Source organism: Catalinimonas alkaloidigena, from assembly GCF_900100765.1.
In the GTDB taxonomy this organism is placed as follows: Bacteria; Bacteroidota; Bacteroidia; order Cytophagales; family Flexibacteraceae; genus Mooreia; species Mooreia alkaloidigena.
In genome coordinates this window covers 43,043-59,201 of sequence record NZ_FNFO01000008.1, presented here as the reverse complement: position 1 = coordinate 59,201, position 16,159 = coordinate 43,043, and the positions used below count along the sequence as shown (strand labels likewise).

Below are 16,159 nucleotides of genomic sequence, written 5' to 3'. Positions count from 1 at the left end.
AGGTCGGTTAGCGAACTACGTGAACAGGAGCTTGATCGGTGAGGTAGGGCGCGCCTTCGACCACTACCTGAGCAGAGGTTGGCAGGCCTTGCACCGCGACGGCATCGGCCTCTTCGTACAGAGCCGTGATGGTGACAGGTGTGCGCTGAACGCGCTGTTCACCGTCGGGAAGTTGGTAGACAAAGCCCTGATCGGCATCGGCTTCCACGAGGGCTTCGACCGGCACGACGGTTTGCGGCGCGGTGGGGCGGGACAGAATGCGACCCCGGGCCACAAACCCGGATTTCAGCAAACGCGCCGCGGGCGGTAGCTGGAGTTCCACCTCGTAGGTGCCGCTGGCGGGGGTGGGGGCTTCAGCGATCTGTGTCACCACGGCCGTAAACGTATCGGCCGGGTAAGCATCAAACTGGAGGAAGGCAGAATCGCCGGCGTGTACTTGCACCACTTCGCGGTCGGCCAGGCCGACGTTGACGACCCAGGCGGTTTCTTCCGAGGCGATCTTGAACACCGCCTGGGCGGGTCCGATCATCTCGTTGGCTTCCACAAATTTCTTCAGGATGCGGCCGCTTTGCGGGGCGTAGATGGTCGAGTGCTGCTGGTTGAACAGGGCAATGCGCTGGTTGGCTTCGGCGACAGCTTCGGCGGTGCGGGCGTTTTGGACTTGTTCCAGCGTCGCGACCGAGTCTTGGTACAGGTTTTCGGCCCGTTGCCGATCCCGCTGCGCTTTTTCCAGCGCCTGTTGGGCCTGCATCACCTGAGCGTCGATTTCCGCCAGATTCAGTTTGGCCAGCAGTTGACCGCGACGGACGTGAGCGCCTTCCTCGACGTAGATCCGTTCGATCAGACCTCCGGTTTTGAAGGAAAGTGTGAGTTCGGTTCCGGCTGTCAGCACACCGCTGCAGTGGATGGGCTCCTGCAGGGCCACCTGGCGCACCGGGGCGATTCGTACAGGCACTGCAGTTTCGGATGCTTGTTTGGGGGAATCCTGCGCGGCCGACTGGCAAGCGGCCACACCCATAACGATTCCCAGGGCGAGAAGTAGAGAAACAGGTTTCATAAACAAATGAGTTTCAGTGGAATGATGTTGAAAGCAATCAATCGGGTGGGACAGGAGAGCGGTTAATTTCCGGCGGCGTAGTCGAGTTCTGCCTGGCGAATCAGGACGTCGTAGCGGGCAATGGCGTGGGAGATGCGGGCCTGCGTGAGCTTGGTGCGGGCGTCGGTCAGTTGCACCGTCGGCACCTGCTGCTCGACGTACTTGCGCCGCACCATCCGGAAATTTTCTTCGGCGCTGCGCTGGCCCGAAGCGGTGGCCTGAAGCTTCCGTTGCGCAGCTTCGAGCTGGTAGTAGGCCTGCGTAACCTGCAACTGAAGCTGCTGCTGTAGTTCTTCTGCCTGGTTCTGTAACTTCTGCTGATCGATGCGGGCTTGTTGCAGTTTAGCGGCGTTCTGACGCCCTTTGAACAAATCCCATTGCAGCGAAAAATTGGCGAGCCAGAAGTCCTGCGTGTGGTCGAACGTATACCCAAAACCCTGGTAGCCCGCATCCAGCACGGCGTTCACTTTCGGCAGGACCAGGTTTTTACTCATTTTGACCAGAGCTTCATTGGCCTGTTGCGCCGCCTGAAGCTGGTGAATTTCCTCCCGTTGTTGCAAGGCTTGTTGCTTCTGCGACTCCAGGGCGATAAAGGTTGTCTCGGCGGTAATCGACGTGTCTTCCCGAATCGCATCGGTGAGGGGACGGTTCAGCAGAAAATTGAAATACGCCTGGGCGGTCTGTTGTTGTTGAGTGGCGGAAGCCTGTTCGCTGTGCAGGTTGGTTAGCTCGTATTCCGCATCGTACACCACTTCGCGGGTCGCTTGTTGGTTGGCCACCAACCGCTCGTTTACCCGCAGCAGCTCCTGCAGTAACACTTCCGTGTCGTCATAAATGCGCAGCACCTGTTCGCTTTGCAGGTAACGAAAATAGGCCGTTTTGATCTCTTTCCGCAGTTGCCGTTCGTAGGCCTGTTTCTGCGCCTGTTGGCTTACGGCCATCGCTTCTTTTGCCTGGTAGTTGTACCAGATGTCGCTGTTCAGAATGGGCTGCACGACCCGTAGTTTGGTTTCGTGGAAGTCGTTCGGGAGGAACTGCACCTCCTGGTTCTGAATCTGCGGAAAGCGTTGGGAATCCGTCAATTGATTCAAGGTGCCGTAGACCGGATTCAGCAAATCGCCTACGGGCAGGGCAATGGTGCGGCCGCCCTGTGCCACCGTATACGACGCATTGAACGAGAGGGTGGGGAAGAACAGCCCGCGCGCTTCGCGTAAAGCAGCGAGTGTGTTTTGGTAGTCGAACTCCTGGCGTTGCAGCGCACGGTTGTTTTGTAAACCTTCGGCGAGGTAAGCTTCCAGAACGGATTGGGCGTGTCCGGAAGTCGCCGCGAACCACAGGAATAGGAAGGAAAGGAGGCGGATGTACTGCATGAGTTTTGCATTTAGAAGGAATAAATCGTGATGTAGAGGCGTGGGGGAGTAAGCAACCGAAGGCTGCCGTTGCAGAGCTAAAGAACGATGACCGACACGGGATCTGAAGCACGTTAATGGCTGTTAACGTGGTAACCGTTTTTTATAAAGTGAACACTGTTTAGTAAGAGGACAAAATTTTTTGCTCAGGCCCGCATGTTGTTCAAAAATTGTTTGATGGACTCCTGCATCAAAGTCGGAAATACCTCTTCCGGATACATAGAGCACCGCTCCCGGATGGCCAGCGATACCAAGCCGTGCATAAATGACCAGATGGAGAGCGTTGCTACCTCGGTAGGCATAGGTTTAAGTAGTCCCTGCGCCATGCACGCATTGACTACATGGCGGAGGCAGTCTAAGCAGGCAAAACCTTGGTCCCATTCATCCTGGTTGTCTTCTTTCAGATGCTTCATCGGGGCACGCATGATGAACATCAGGTCATAATACTCCGGGTGCTTGCGTGCAAACTCCACGTACAACTCGCCCATCCGAAACAGCCGGTCGAACGGATTTTCTATGGAATCGGACTGGTTGAGGTGCTCCAGGAAGAAGGTAAATGCCTGTTCCTGAATAGCATAGAACAACTCGTTTTTGTCCTTAAAATACAGGTAAATGGTGGCAGGACTGTATTCAATGCGATCCGCGATTTTCCGAATCGACGCCTTTTCGTAGCCCTCTTCGATGAAAATGTGGGTAGCCGTTTCCAGAATGCGTTCCCGCATTTCTAATTTCTCCCGCTCTTTCCGCTCGACAATACCCATGTAGTGGTTATGTTAACGATACAAAGTTAATAAACGGTGTTTAGTAAGCAAGCGAGTGGTATAAAATTCTGCCTGAAAGGGCCTGTTCGGGAGAAGAAACGTCGAATAAATGGACTGAGTCACTCAGCGGGGGAGTCGGGCGGGCGGGTCTTTGCTAAGCTCGCGTTTCAGGAGGTAGTGCATGCGGGTGGAGTCTTCCGGGTACAGGTCCATGAATTCCCATCCCATGGTATTCATAAAATTGAGGGCCTCTACCACACTCCGGAAGTGACGCTCACGGCCCGCACGGTCAATGATGGATTTGGTCGTATCGACCCCAAGTCCTGTATCCATCGCAATGCGGAAACGCGACACCACGGCCATGCTGTCTTTGCTTACTTCGACCGAGTCGAATTGGGTGAACGTTATCAGTTCGCAGTATTCCTTGGTACGCCCCACAAAGTAGTCGCCATTGGTCAGGATGGCGATATCGCCCGAAAAAGCCTTGTCTTTTTCTTTCTTGACGTGCACGTCGCGCAAGTAAGGAGCACGCTCAAAGCCTTTGGTTAGGACCTCCACGTTATCGCTGTGGAACGATGCGATCAGATCGGTGGGAATTTGGCGGGGCTGGCGGCTGCTAAACGTCTTGATCGAGAAGGTATTTTCGTCAAACCATTCTAACACCACATTATACGTCTTTCCGTCAATGGTCGTGATCTGGTCTTGTGCAAGTGCCTGGAACGTTCCTAGGGCCACACCAACAAAGGCAAAAATCCGAAACATAGGGGCTACATCGGCTAAGGAAACTGTCGAATCTTTCTTCTCTAACGCACTGAGCCCAATTGGGATACGCCAGGGTTGGCCGATTCGATCAACGTGGCGAAAAGAGAATTGAACCGTCAGCCAAATATACTTATCGGGAGATTATTTAGAATCGTGAACGGTAAGAATACACGGGAAATTTCGCTACGCATACGCCCCGCCACCGGGTGTGAACTGCCCCTCCTTTTGGCGTAGGTGATAAAGGAAGTCGTTTCGACGAAAAAGTTTATTCCTCCTGTCCTCCTTCTTCAAAAAACACACTGCCCTTCGGACCAACGTGCTGACCTAAAACGGTGATTTCCCGGATCTTCCTGTATTACAATGTAAATAAGACTATTCTTATGCGGTGTAATATATTAATCAGATTTTGTCTATATATAATTGTATTTTTGTGTGGTCATTTTTCTGTGCTAACCTTCTTCTTTCGATGAAAACATTAACAACTTTGCTAGTAACGGGGCTCCTGACCGTAGCGGGAGTTCGTGCCCAGGACGCACTGCCCGCGCAACACCAGGACGATATTGTAATTGCCCTGAGCGTAGACGACGCTTCGGTGTACCGGCTTTACTATCCGATTAGCGATGGCGATAAAGCTAAAGTGAAAGTAAGTGTGTACAACGAAGAGGGAGGGCACCTCTACACCGACCGCATCCACAGCCAGCGGACGTTTGTGCGGCGCTACAACCTGAGCCAGTTGCCCTCGGGCGAGTACACGTTCAAGATTAAAAACAAAGAGGAAACGCGCGAAGTCGTTGTTTTTCACCATGAACAAGATCCGAACGCGCAGTTGGCACTCGATTACGAACTTCCGGCAGGGGAGCAGGTGATCGTGAAGTCGAAGCGGAAAGCGAAGCGCCAACCTGAAAAACCTCAAACACCGGCTACGCAACAGTCACTTATGTATGACAACGATTAAGCTACATAGCCTTTCGGCATTGAAGCCTCGTGTGTTTTTGCACGAGGCTTTTTTTATGTGCCTTGATGCCAAAGGACAGGGTTGGTACTCAGACCCTTACCGACGTAAGAATCTTGAGAAAACCCTAGCTGAACAAGATAAGACTCTGATAAACTGAGGGTTGTGTTCAAGCAAACGGACTGAGATTTGAAAGAAACCCGGAGCCAATCAGAAAAATACGGCGGGGACGCGCAGAAACTTGCCTGTGCAGATTTTGGACTATTGGGGGATGTTTGCCTTTATTCTTATCCTTGTTGCGGTATCAACTTGTCTTTTCACCAAATCATTGTATCATGAAGTCAATTCGTACCTCTTGCTGGATCGCCCTGTCTGTGTTGTTTGCAGTCGCTTGTGGCGACAGAAAAGATCCGGCACCGGCCTCCAATTTCAAGTACGATGGAAAAACGTATGAACTAAACGTAGGCTATTACGAATCGTATGGAGCCAACGGTGATGGCTCGTACGATATGGACATATTTCTGATGGCAGAAAGTAGTGACTCTACGTCGAGCACCCTGGATGGCGTGTATCTGGATTTGAATACTTCCTCAGCCGAGGGATTGGTGGCGGGTACCTATACTTTCGCAGAAGAGCGCAAAGCATTTTCGATGGTAGACGGTTCTGTCTCCATCCATTACAACACAGTGGACGAAACAGGCGACGAGTACGGCATTGTGGGAGGGACCGTAGAAATAGCCGGAACCGGTTCGACGTACGAAATCACGTTTGACCTGACCCTGGACAACAGCAAACAAGTAACAGGCACGTACAAAGGAAAGCTGTTGCCGTTCGAGTAATCACGCCATCATCCTATCTACACACAAATCCCGGGCTTTGGCGCGGGATTTTTTGTTTTACGCCCTTTGTAAGTTGTTGCCATCCAACCTCAGGCGGCAATGGGGGAGCGAAACGAAACGCGGGCTATGATGCAAAGGCTGGCGATCACTTGTGGACTTGGCACGCCTCGCGTAACTTTGATACTTAAGCGTTCTTACCTTTCTATGAAAAAAATTGCTGTAGCATTCTTTTTCCTGCCTGGGCTGCTGTTCGCCCAGTCGAAATCTAAAGGCGATGAAGCTCGAACCGACGAATCGGCCTTTAAACAACTTCAGCAGGAGCTACCTACCCCCAATGTGTACCGCACGGCTTCCGGCGCACCCGGACATGCCTACTGGCAGCAGCGCGCCGATTACGACATGGCGGTAACGCTCGATGATGAAAATCAGCGAATTACCGGGCGGGAAACCATTACCTACACGAACCACTCACCCGACCCCCTCGACTACCTGTGGGTGCAGCTTGATCAGAACGTACGGGCGAAAGATTCCGATACGTACAAGACGGAGACCGGCACACTCGACGACGTAGTAGAGTTCCGCGATCTGTCGTTCGTAGAGCGAGACGTGTTTGACGGGGGCTTTAAGATCAGCGCCGTGCGCGAAAAAAGCGGTGCCACTTTGCCTTACACCATCAACCGCACCATGATGCGCGTTGACCTGCCCCGGACGCTGAAGCCGGGTGGCAGCTACAGCTTCCAGATCGAGTGGTCGTACAACGTGCAGGATCAGCCGAAGCTGGGCGGACGCTCGGGCTATGAGTATTTTCCTGAAGACGACAACCGCATCTACGAAATCGCGCAGTTCTATCCACGCATGGCGGTTTACGACGACGTTAACGGCTGGCAGCACAAGCAGTTTCTGGGCAACGGGGAGTTTACCCTGCCGTTCGGCAACTACAAAGTCAGCATCACCGCTCCGGCCGACCACGTGGTAGCGGCCACCGGCGAGCTTCAAAATGCATCGCAAGTGCTGACTTCTACCCAGCGCCAACGTCTGGAAAAAGCCAAAGGCGCTAAAAATCCGGTGGTGATCGTGACGCAGGAAGAAGCCACAGCTAACGAAAAGAGTCGTGCCAACAACACCAAAACCTGGGTTTTCCAGGCCAGCGACGTACGCGACTTTGCGTGGGCGTCATCGCGTAAGTTCATCTGGGACGCCATGCAGGTGAACATCGGTGGTAAGAAAACCTGGGCGATGTCGTATTATCCGAAGGAAGGAAACCCGCTCTGGGGCCAGTATTCGACCGAAGTGGTGGCACACACCCTGCGCGTTTACTCCAAGCACACCATTGACTATCCTTATCCGGTCGCCATTTCGGTGCACGGACCTGTCTACGGCATGGAGTATCCGATGATTTGCTTCAATGGCGGACGTCCTGAACCGGACGGTACTTACTCTGAGCGCACAAAATACGGCATGATCTCCGTGATCATCCACGAAGTGGGGCACAACTTCTTCCCGATGATCATCAACTCTGACGAGCGGCAATGGACGTGGATGGACGAAGGGTTCAACACGTTCGTACAGTTTCTGACGGAACAGGAATGGGAGAAGAACTACCCGTCGCGGCGGGGCGAGGCGCAGAACATTACGGCCTACATGGGTTCCAGCAAGGATGTGCAGGTGCCGATTATGACCAACTCGGAGTCTATTCTACAGTTCGGTAATAACGCCTATGCCAAACCAGCTACCGCCTTGAACGTGTTGCGTGAAACGGTGCTCGGTCGTGAGCTATTCGACTACGCGTTTAAAACGTATGCACAGCGGTGGGCTTTTAAGCACCCAAAACCTGCCGATTTCTTCCGGACGATGGAAGACGCTTCCGGAACGGATCTGGATTGGTTCTGGCGCGGATGGTTCTACACCACCGACCACGTCGACATCGCACTGACCGGCGTGAAGTGGCTCCAACTGAATACGCAAGATCCTGCGGTGGAAAAGCCTCTGGCGCGCACCATGCAGGAAAAAGAGCCGCGCACCCTGACGCAGCAGCGCAACGCCGAGCTGAAAACATTGGTGGAGGAGAAGCCTGAACTGAAAGATTTCTACAATCAGTACGATGCACTGGCTATTACTGATCTGGATAAGGAACAGTATCAGCGTTATTACAACAGCCTCAGCAACGAAGAGAAGGAGATGCTGGCGGCGGGTCTGAACTTCTATCAACTCGATTTCGAAAACCTCGGTGGATTGGTAATGCCGCTGATTGTCAAGATGGAATTTGAAGACGGGACTGAAGAGGTTCTGCGCATTCCGGCCGAGATCTGGCGTTACAACAACCACGAAGTCAGTAAGATCATCTACACCAAAAAGGCGGTGACCTCCTTTACGCTCGATCCCTATTTGGAAACTGCCGATACGGATCGGAGCAACAACTTCTATCCGCCGCAACTCGGACCATCGCGTTTCCAGATGTACAAGCGTAAGCGTTCTTCGTCCAGTAATCCGATGCAATTGTACAGCACACCCTCGTCGGCGCCTGCTCAGCCCCAGGGCACCGGTCGTTAACCGAACCACACAAAAACTTGAAAAGGCAATCTGACGGGTTGCCTTTTTTTATGGTGCACGTGTACCAGAGCCATGGTTCTGCTTGCAGCGCAAGCCGACAGCAAGTGAGTAGGCGAAGGGCTAAAGAATCTGCATCAATTCAGACAGGCAGGCCACTTCGTATGTAGGAGCGGCATCGTGTGGCGATTGGGCAAAATTTACGTAGACCGTATCCAGGTTCATGCGCTGTGCGCCCAGAATGTCCGCTTCCAGGCTATCGCCAATCATTAGGCAATGAGCGGGATGCGCCTGCGTTGTGGTGAGCGCGTAGCGGAAATAGCATTCGTGTGGCTTTTTGAAGCCGCACGACTCGGACGTGACCACGTGGGTAAAATACGCCCGCAGCTGAGCGCCTTCCAGTTTGATGCGTTGCGTGTCTTCAAAACCGTTGGTCAGGATGTGCAAGACATAGCCCTGACCCAGCAGGTATTGCAACACCTCGTGGGTGTACGGCAGCAGCGAAGTTTTTGTCGGACAGCGGCGCAGGTATTCGCTTCCCATGGCAGGGGGATGGTCTTTCTCGGCAACGCCCAGTTCGGTCAGGACTTTCTGGAAACGGATGTCGCGCAGCACCTCTTTCGTAATCAGGTCCTGGCGGTATTGTTCCCAGATGAGTTCGTTGGCGATACGGTACCGTTCAATGAACACCTCGCACGAGGCGGTACACAAGTCGGCGATCCGAAATTCGTGGAAAAGCTCCCGGAGGGTATCGGCCGAGTTGCGGTCGAAGTCCCAGAGGGTGTGGTCTAAATCGAAAAAAAGATGTTGATAGCGTAGCATACCGAGCGGATTCAATTCAACAACACGCAAACCCGCAAAAAGTTAACGTTATAGCCAGCGACGGTTGTGCAGGCGGTTGGCAGCCAATTCGCGATTTGAATAGAGAATCTGGTAAATCTCCAGATCTTTCTGTAGGACCTGATCTTTTTCTACATACTTCAGCAATTGATTGACCATGTCGAGCACTTCGTCCTTCAGGTAGTAATAGACCCATTGATCGACTTTGCGCGAACTGGCCAGCCCTGCGCTTTTCAGGTAGATCAGGTGCCGTGATGTCTTGGTTTGGGTGAACTCAAGCACCATCTCCAGGTCCGAAATGCACATTTCCTTGTTCTGGTACAGAAGGTGAATGATGCGTACGCGCGATTCGTCGCTGAACGCTTTGAAAAGCTGAACCCCGAAAGAAATGTTGATGTGCTTGAGCCTCATAAATTAGAAAAAACAATATTAAATATCTTTGTATAAATTATAACAACCTGAGCCGGGTATATTACAGAGACGGGGATATCAATTTCACTAGACAAACGTTATATTCAAACCAGAACGGGGCCGAGGCTTCTACTGACTGTGCAATCTAAAACCTGAGCGGCGATCTTGAAAAATTTACCATTACATTTCCTTTTTGCCATTCTTCTTCTGGGCGCCGGGCAGCACGCATGGGCACAGGGCGAAACCCGCCCGGTCCAGTTTACTGGGCTGGTGGTTAGCGGAGACGAATCGTTCGGCGTGCCGGGGGTTCATTTGTACATTCCCAAAGCGGGCCGCGGCACCACTACCAACCAGTTTGGTTACTTTTCGATGCCCGTGTTGCCGGGCGATAGCGTGATCATCAGCGCCGTTGCGTACAAACGGCAGTACTACATTGTGCCCGAAGACGACGAGCGGCAGAGTGTCTCGGTCATCATCTACCTTCGTCCGGATACGACCATGCTGCCTGTGGTAGAGGTGTTTCCGTACCCGACCGAAGAGTTGTTCAAGGAAGCTTTTCTGGCGCTTGAATTGCCCGAAACGGATCTGGAGCGCATGCGGCGAAATCTGGATGAGAAGGTGCTGGCCCGGATGTTCTATGAGTCCGAGATGGACGCCAGCATGAACTACACCAACTACCAGAACCAGAGCTACAACCAGATGCACAACCGGAACTTCGCGCCGACGCTGCAACTGACCAACCCCTTTGCCTGGGCTCGATTTATCCAATCCATCAAACGAGGCGACCTCAAGCGGAAAGAGTGGCAGAAGGATTGACCATGTTCAGGATCGTGACGCCATGATGCCTTTTCAGGAAAGCCACCGCACCCGCTTTGTGGAGGACTGGGCCAAGACACGGCAAGCGAAGGTTCGCTACATCATGCTGCGCGGAGTACTGCTCTGGGGGATCTGCATCAGCTCCGTGACGTACTTCTTCAGCATCAACTTTAGGCCGGAAGCCTTCGCCTTGAAACAGTACCTGCTCTACCTTTTCTTCTGGTCGTTGGGCGGCATCTGGGTAGCCTTATTGCAATTCCGCGCCAAAGAACGCCTTTACCAGCGATTGCTACAAGACAAATCGGCGGGTAGGAAGACCTGACCCGCCGATTCGAATTATTTAGAACTCCGCGTTTTTGGGAGTTCGGGGGAAAGGAATTACGTCGCGGATGTTGCCCATTCCGGTCACGAACTGCACAAGGCGCTCAAAGCCCAAGCCGAAGCCACTGTGAGGCGTAGTACCGAATTTCCGGGTTTCTAGGTACCACCAGAGCGTATCTTCCGGCACGTGCATTTCGCGCATGCGTTGCACCAGCTTGTCGTAGTCTTCTTCCCGTTGCGAGCCCCCGATGATTTCCCCGATACCCGGAAACAGTACGTCCATGGCGCCTACGGTCTTGCCGTCGTCGTTCTGTTTCATATAAAACGACTTGATTTCTTTCGGATAATCGGTCAGGATGACGGGCTTTTTAAAATGCTTCTCGACCAGATAGCGTTCGTGTTCTGATTGCAGATCGGTCCCCCACCCTTCGATCGGGAACTGAAACTTTCCTTTCTTATTCGGCTTAGAATTGCGCAAAATCTCGATGGCTTGCGTGTACGTCAGCCGCTCGAACGGGTTGTCTACAACAAAGTGGAGCCGTTCAAGCAACGAAAGTTCGCTCTGTTCTTCTTTCTTCTTGTTTTTGTCTTCCTCCAGGGCGCGCTTGTTCAGGAAGTCCAGGTCGTCGGCGCAGTGCTCGAGCGCATAGTTGATCAGGTACTTCAGAAAGTCTTCGGCCAGATTCATGTTGTCCGTCAGGTCATAGAAGGCCATTTCCGGTTCGATCATCCAGAACTCGGCTAGGTGACGGGCCGTGTTTGAGTTTTCGGCGCGGAAGGTGGGACCGAACGTATAGATTTCTGACAGGGCCATGGCGAACAGCTCGCCCTCTAACTGCCCGGAAACCGTCAGGTTGGTTTCACGACCAAAAAAATCTTCTGCATAATCGATAGCGCCTTCGGGCGTCTTGGGCAGGCGGGTGGGGTCGAGGGTCGATACGCGGAACATCTCTCCTGCACCTTCCGCATCGGATGCCGTGATGATGGGCGTATGAATGTAGAAGAAACCTCGGTCGTTAAAGAACTTGTGCACCGCAAACGCCAACGCATGCCGCACCCGGAACACCGCACTGAATGTGTTGGTGCGGGGACGGAGGTGGGCGATTTCGCGCAGAAATTCCAGGCTGTGGCGTTTGGGCTGGAGTGGGTATTTGTCCGCGTCGGCTTTGCCCAGTATGGTCAGCGCTTGCACCTGAAGTTCTACGGACTGGCCGCTGCCCTGCGAGGGCACCAGGGTTCCGGTCGCGCTGATGCACGCCCCCGTGGTAATGTCTTTCAGAATAGCCTCGGAAATGTGCGCCGGATCGACCACCAGTTGCAGGTTGTGAATCACCGAGCCGTCGTTCAGAGCCACAAACGATACATTTTTGTTGCTCCGACGGGTGCGTACCCAGCCTTTCACTGTTACCATCTGTTCTACATACTGAGGTGAGTTCAGTAACTCTTTGATCTTGATCCGTTGCATACGACTATCAGCTGTGTATTTGGGGGGCAAAGGTTGTAAGTTTTCGTTTGGTGAACAAGCTTGTCCACCCTTTGCGCATTTTTACGTACGAGAAAAAACACATTCTCCTTTTATGCAACACCTTCTCACTACCGATGCGCTTGTTAGTCTGTTGACGCTTACGCTCCTGGAAATTGTCCTGGGCATCGATAATATCATCTTTATCTCCATTTTGGCGGGCAAGCTTCCCGAAAGTCAGCAAGGCCGCGCCCGGACGCTGGGTCTGTTTGCGGCCATGGGCACCCGCATCTTGTTGCTGCTCGGTATCGCCTGGATTATTGGCCTGAAGGCGGATTTGTTCACCGTGTTCGGCATTGGTTTCAGCGGGCGCGATCTGATCCTGTTGGCGGGAGGGATGTTTCTGATCGCCAAGTCTGTTTCGGAAATTCACGGCAAGCTGGAAGGACAGGACGAAAGCGTACAATCCAACCGCAAAGTCATTAGTATGGGCGCAGTTATTGTGCAGATCATGTTGATCGACATCGTCTTTTCGTTCGACTCCATTCTGACGGCGGTAGGGCTGGCCGAGCACGTCGAGATCATGATTGCGGCGGTGATCATCGCCATTGGCATCATGATGCTTTTTTCCAAGGCGGTCAGCGATTTTGTCCACCGGAATCCTACCATCAAAATGCTGGCGCTTTCGTTTCTGATTCTGATCGGCTTCCTACTGGTCGTAGAAGCTTTCGACGTCCATGTGGAAAAGGGCTACGTCTATTTTGCCATGGCGTTTGCGTTGATCGTAGAGATTCTGAACATGCGTCTACGCAAAAACGACGGCAAGATCGAGCTGAAGAACTCGACCTTGCCGTCGGTAGAAACGCCTGTGCACGAAAAGCCGAACGCTTAAGTTGTACTCTGTTTTTTCTCGTAGACCACCACCTCCGTGGCGTCGGGGGGCGGTGGTGTATGGTCGGGAGCCTGATCTTTCGGTGCGCGCTTTCGTTCCACTTCCGGCTCGCCCATCACAAAGCCTAACGGACGGTACCCGGGAATGTAGTCGAGAATTACCTTAAGCATGGCCGTAAACGGAATGGAGAGAATCATCCCGGTCGGTCCCCAGATCATGGCGCCAATCAGCAACGCCACAATCGACGTCAGCGGATTCAGACTTACCTTAGAGCCTACAATGTTAGGCGTGATGAAGTTGCCTTCGGCGAACTGTACAAACCAGAAAATGGCGGCTACGCCTACGGCATACCAGGGAGACTCCATCGTGACCAGCGCGTAAGCAATGGGCAACAGCGACCCGATAAATACCCCCACATACGGAATGATGTTGAGCACCCCCGCCAAAAAACCGAAAAAGAAAGCATGGCGCACACCCAAGACCAGCAACCCAACCGAATTCAGCATGCTGATGATAAAGATGACCGTCAGCAGTCCCGTGATGTAACTCTGAATCAGCTCTTTGATGTGATTAAGCACTTCGCCTAATGTGCTGTGGTGCTCGGGTCTGAACAAACGGTACAGAAACTCTTTGAAAAAGTCGCGGTAATACAGCAGAAAGAAAAAGAAGATCGGGACAAGGGCCGCGGCAGCCAGGGTATTGGTGGTAGCCCCCGCCGTGCTGGAAAGGATGCGCCCACTGGAACTGGCAACCTCCATCGCGCTGTCTTTCAGGTATTGACTTTGAGCTTCCGACTCAATGCCAAAACGCGTTTCAATGTAGCTCTGAATGCTATCTACGTATTCATTAAATTTTTCGGTCAGCTCCGGAATTTCGCTGCGGAAGTGCAAAATTTGATTAGAGAAGACGAAAATAATGCCGCCAACGACCGCAATTACGAGCAGAAGGCTAATGACGATTGCTAGCGAGCGCGGGAAACGCCACCGTTCCAGGCGGCTGCACACCGGCAGCAGTAGAAGTGCAAACAGAAGAGAGAATGCCAGGGGAGCCAGTAGTGATTTGGCGACGTCCAGAAACGAGACCAGAATCGTAATTCCGATCAAAATCAGGACAACTTGAGCATAGAGCGGGAGTTTTATTTTCATCATTTTAGTTTTACCACAAAGAATCTTCTACGTAAAAGAAACTGGGAACGTTTGTAGTTATGGATCGTTTGAAACGACTGAAAGAAAAAATTCGCACGCTTCCGCACGAGCCTGGTGTGTACAAATATTACAACAAAGACGAGAAGTTGATCTATGTCGGGAAGGCAAAGGATTTGCGCAAGCGCGTCAGCAGTTACTTCACCAAGCAGGAGGGCGTCGACCGCAAAACGCGGCGGCTGGTCAGTCAGATTGAACGCATCGACTACACCGTAGTTTCTACCGAGTTCGATGCGCTGCTCCTAGAGAACAACCTGATCAAGGAGAATCAGCCGAAGTACAACATCTTGTTGCGTGATGACAAGACGTATCCTTTCATTTGCGTGACCGACGAACATTTTCCGCGCATCTATCCCACTCGTAATCTGGATAAAGAGAGTTGCGCCAAGTTTTTTGGGCCTTATGCCAGCATACGTACCATGAATACGCTGCTGGAGCTGCTCAAAAAGCTGTATACCTTCCGTACCTGCCGTTATGATCTGAGTCCGCAAAACATCGAAGTGGGAAAGTTTAAGGTTTGCCTGGAGTACCACATCGGCAACTGCAAAGGACCGTGCGAAGGATTGCAGGAGGAGGAGCACTATGACCAACAGGTAGAGCAGGCAGTCAGCATCATCAAAGGAAACCTGGGACCGGCACGGCAATATTTCAAAAATCGGATGCAAGAGTTGGCCGGCGCGTTGCAGTTCGAAGAAGCACAGCGGATGAAAGAGCGCCTTGAGTTACTCGAAAACTACCAAAGCCGGTCGGTGGTAGTTAATCCTGATCTGGGAGATCTGGATGTCTACACCATCTCGGTGCACGAAGACCGGGCGTTCGTCAATTACCTAAAACTCGCTAACGGGATGGTGATCCAGTCACATAATTTGGAAGCCAAGAAGAAGCTGGACGAAACGGAGAGCGATATTTTGGCAATGGTCATTTTTGAGTTGCATCACCAGCAGGTCGAACCCACGCGCGAAATTCTTACCAACGTAGAGGTGGAGCTGGACATGCCGGGCGTATCGTTTCATGTACCACAGCGAGGCGATAAGAAAAAGCTCATTGAGTTGTCGTTAAAGAATGTTCTCTATTTCCGTCGCGATAAGATGCGCCAGCAGGAAAGCACGCCTCCGAAACGAAACGAGCGGGTGTTGCAAAAGCTGCAAATCGATTTGCGACTGACGGAAATTCCTGATCACATCGAATGCTTTGACAACTCAAACATGCAGGGGACCAATCCGGTAGCGGCCATGGTGTGCTTCAAGCACGGTTACGCCGCCAAAAAAGAATACCGGCATTTTAATATCAAAACCGTTGTTGGAGCCAACGATTTCGCGTCGATGCACGAGATTGTCCACAGGCGGTATCACCGTTTGCTGGAAGAAGAAGAGCCCTTACCGCAATTGATCATCATTGACGGAGGAAAGGGACAGCTAAGTGCCGCTTGTGACGCCCTGAAGGAGTTGGGACTCTACGGAAAAATTGCCATCGTCGGTATTGCCAAGCGCTTGGAAGAGATCTATTTCCCGGAAGATCCGTATCCGCTGCACATTGATAAAAAGTCGGAATCCCTGCTGCTTATTCAGCGAATCCGTGATGAAGCTCACCGCTTTGCGATCGAATTTCACCGAAAAAAACGAAACAAGGCCGGTCTTAAACTAGAGGCGACCAATATTCGTGGGATTGGCAAAAAGACGATCGATAAGATCTACGCTAACTTTCGATCCCTAAACCACATTGAAGCCAAAGACCGGACTAAGCTCGAAGCTTTGATAGGGCGGCAGAAAGCCGATTATGTTTTTGACTACCTATCAACGAAAAAGGAGAGCCAAACGTAGCTCTCCTTTTAACAACGAAACAGCGAATC

15 protein-coding genes are annotated in these 16,159 nt (G+C 52.3%); 7 read left to right on the top strand and 8 right to left on the bottom strand.

Annotated elements, in window-relative coordinates; all coding sequences use genetic code 11:
• Nucleotides 1-7: 7 nt before the first annotated feature.
• The 4 genes from BLR44_RS18700 to BLR44_RS18685 all read right to left on the bottom strand — a co-directional run bounded on the left by BLR44_RS18700 (nt 8) and on the right by BLR44_RS18685 (nt 4,028).
• A complete protein-coding gene (locus BLR44_RS18700) occupies nt 8-1,057 on the bottom strand; it encodes an efflux RND transporter periplasmic adaptor subunit (RefSeq protein ID WP_089684863.1) in 1,050 nt (349 codons plus the stop codon).
• Between the two features lie 62 nt (nt 1,058-1,119).
• Nucleotides 1,120-2,466 (bottom strand): TolC family protein, encoded by a 1,347-nt coding sequence (locus BLR44_RS18695; protein WP_089684861.1) that lies wholly within the window; start codon nt 2,464-2,466, stop codon nt 1,120-1,122.
• Between the two features lie 185 nt (nt 2,467-2,651).
• Nucleotides 2,652-3,266 carry a TetR/AcrR family transcriptional regulator gene (locus BLR44_RS18690; protein WP_089684859.1) on the bottom strand — a complete coding sequence of 205 codons (615 nt, stop codon included), beginning with the start codon at nt 3,264-3,266 and terminating at the stop codon, nt 2,652-2,654.
• 123 nt (nt 3,267-3,389) lie between these two features.
• The gene (locus BLR44_RS18685) at nt 3,390-4,028 is read right to left on the bottom strand and encodes a hypothetical protein (RefSeq protein ID WP_089684857.1); all 639 of its coding nucleotides are present in this window, start codon (nt 4,026-4,028) and stop codon (nt 3,390-3,392) included.
• Nucleotides 4,029-4,494: 466 nt separating this feature from the next.
• Between BLR44_RS18685 and BLR44_RS18680 the strand changes: the two genes are divergently transcribed.
• From BLR44_RS18680 to BLR44_RS18670, 3 genes are all read left to right on the top strand, one after another.
• Nucleotides 4,495-4,983: a hypothetical protein gene (locus BLR44_RS18680; protein ID WP_143017368.1), complete on the top strand. Its 489-nt coding sequence runs from the start codon at nt 4,495-4,497 to the stop codon at nt 4,981-4,983.
• Nucleotides 4,984-5,315: 332 nt separating this feature from the next.
• Complete coding sequence (locus tag BLR44_RS18675) at nt 5,316-5,819, top strand: hypothetical protein (RefSeq protein ID WP_143017367.1); 504 nt, start codon at nt 5,316-5,318, stop codon at nt 5,817-5,819.
• 204 nt (nt 5,820-6,023) lie between these two features.
• Entirely contained in the window at nt 6,024-8,369 is a 2,346-nt protein-coding gene (locus BLR44_RS18670) for a M1 family metallopeptidase (protein WP_143017366.1), read from the top strand.
• Between the two features lie 120 nt (nt 8,370-8,489).
• Here the strand turns inward: BLR44_RS18670 and BLR44_RS18665 are convergent, their stop codons facing one another.
• Both BLR44_RS18665 and BLR44_RS18660 read right to left on the bottom strand, forming a co-directional pair.
• Complete coding sequence (locus BLR44_RS18665) at nt 8,490-9,188, bottom strand: YjjG family noncanonical pyrimidine nucleotidase (protein ID WP_089684850.1); 699 nt, start codon at nt 9,186-9,188, stop codon at nt 8,490-8,492.
• Nucleotides 9,189-9,236: 48 nt separating this feature from the next.
• The gene (locus BLR44_RS18660; RefSeq protein ID WP_089684848.1) at nt 9,237-9,617 is read right to left on the bottom strand and encodes an ArsR/SmtB family transcription factor; all 381 of its coding nucleotides are present in this window, start codon (nt 9,615-9,617) and stop codon (nt 9,237-9,239) included.
• A gap of 165 nt (nt 9,618-9,782) precedes the next feature.
• Between BLR44_RS18660 and BLR44_RS18655 the strand changes: the two genes are divergently transcribed.
• Together BLR44_RS18655 and BLR44_RS18650 are read left to right on the top strand one after the other, a co-directional pair.
• Nucleotides 9,783-10,433: a carboxypeptidase-like regulatory domain-containing protein gene (locus BLR44_RS18655; protein ID WP_245706108.1), complete on the top strand. Its 651-nt coding sequence runs from the start codon at nt 9,783-9,785 to the stop codon at nt 10,431-10,433.
• Between the two features lie 22 nt (nt 10,434-10,455).
• On the top strand, nt 10,456-10,755 hold the full coding sequence (locus BLR44_RS18650) for a hypothetical protein (protein ID WP_089684846.1): 300 nt from the start codon (nt 10,456-10,458) through the stop codon (nt 10,753-10,755).
• Between the two features lie 18 nt (nt 10,756-10,773).
• Here BLR44_RS18650 and asnS read toward each other — a convergent pair whose 3' ends face one another.
• Nucleotides 10,774-12,219: an asparagine--tRNA ligase gene (gene asnS, locus BLR44_RS18645; RefSeq protein ID WP_089684844.1), complete on the bottom strand. Its 1,446-nt coding sequence runs from the start codon at nt 12,217-12,219 to the stop codon at nt 10,774-10,776.
• 112 nt (nt 12,220-12,331) lie between these two features.
• Between asnS and BLR44_RS18640 the strand changes: the two genes are divergently transcribed.
• The gene (locus tag BLR44_RS18640; protein ID WP_089684842.1) at nt 12,332-13,108 is read left to right on the top strand and encodes a TerC family protein; all 777 of its coding nucleotides are present in this window, start codon (nt 12,332-12,334) and stop codon (nt 13,106-13,108) included.
• Here BLR44_RS18640 and BLR44_RS18635 read toward each other — a convergent pair.
• A complete protein-coding gene (locus BLR44_RS18635) occupies nt 13,105-14,256 on the bottom strand; it encodes an AI-2E family transporter (RefSeq protein WP_089684840.1) in 1,152 nt (383 codons plus the stop codon). The genes BLR44_RS18640 and BLR44_RS18635 overlap by 4 nt on opposite strands.
• Nucleotides 14,257-14,312: 56 nt before the next feature.
• Here BLR44_RS18635 and uvrC point away from each other — a divergent pair, with 56 nt between their 5' ends.
• A complete protein-coding gene (gene uvrC / locus BLR44_RS18630; protein ID WP_089684838.1) occupies nt 14,313-16,130 on the top strand; it encodes an excinuclease ABC subunit UvrC in 1,818 nt (605 codons plus the stop codon).
• Nucleotides 16,131-16,159: the final 29 nt, after the last annotated feature.

Coding starts and splice junctions, on each gene's coding strand:
- BLR44_RS18700 (WP_089684863.1), bottom strand. CDS start 1,057: ATGAAACCTGTTTCTCTACTTCTCGCCCTGGGAATCGTTATGGGTGTG.
- BLR44_RS18695 (WP_089684861.1), bottom strand. CDS start 2,466: ATGCAGTACATCCGCCTCCTTTCCTTCCTATTCCTGTGGTTCGCGGCG.
- BLR44_RS18690 (WP_089684859.1), bottom strand. CDS start 3,266: ATGGGTATTGTCGAGCGGAAAGAGCGGGAGAAATTAGAAATGCGGGAA.
- BLR44_RS18685 (WP_089684857.1), bottom strand. CDS start 4,028: ATGTTTCGGATTTTTGCCTTTGTTGGTGTGGCCCTAGGAACGTTCCAG.
- BLR44_RS18680 (WP_143017368.1), top strand. CDS start 4,495: ATGAAAACATTAACAACTTTGCTAGTAACGGGGCTCCTGACCGTAGCG.
- BLR44_RS18675 (WP_143017367.1), top strand. CDS start 5,316: ATGAAGTCAATTCGTACCTCTTGCTGGATCGCCCTGTCTGTGTTGTTT.
- BLR44_RS18670 (WP_143017366.1), top strand. CDS start 6,024: ATGAAAAAAATTGCTGTAGCATTCTTTTTCCTGCCTGGGCTGCTGTTC.
- BLR44_RS18665 (WP_089684850.1), bottom strand. CDS start 9,188: ATGCTACGCTATCAACATCTTTTTTTCGATTTAGACCACACCCTCTGG.
- BLR44_RS18660 (WP_089684848.1), bottom strand. CDS start 9,617: ATGAGGCTCAAGCACATCAACATTTCTTTCGGGGTTCAGCTTTTCAAA.
- BLR44_RS18650 (WP_089684846.1), top strand. CDS start 10,456: ATGATGCCTTTTCAGGAAAGCCACCGCACCCGCTTTGTGGAGGACTGG.
- asnS (WP_089684844.1), bottom strand. CDS start 12,219: ATGCAACGGATCAAGATCAAAGAGTTACTGAACTCACCTCAGTATGTA.
- BLR44_RS18640 (WP_089684842.1), top strand. CDS start 12,332: ATGCAACACCTTCTCACTACCGATGCGCTTGTTAGTCTGTTGACGCTT.
- BLR44_RS18635 (WP_089684840.1), bottom strand. CDS start 14,256: ATGATGAAAATAAAACTCCCGCTCTATGCTCAAGTTGTCCTGATTTTG.
- uvrC (WP_089684838.1), top strand. CDS start 14,313: ATGGATCGTTTGAAACGACTGAAAGAAAAAATTCGCACGCTTCCGCAC.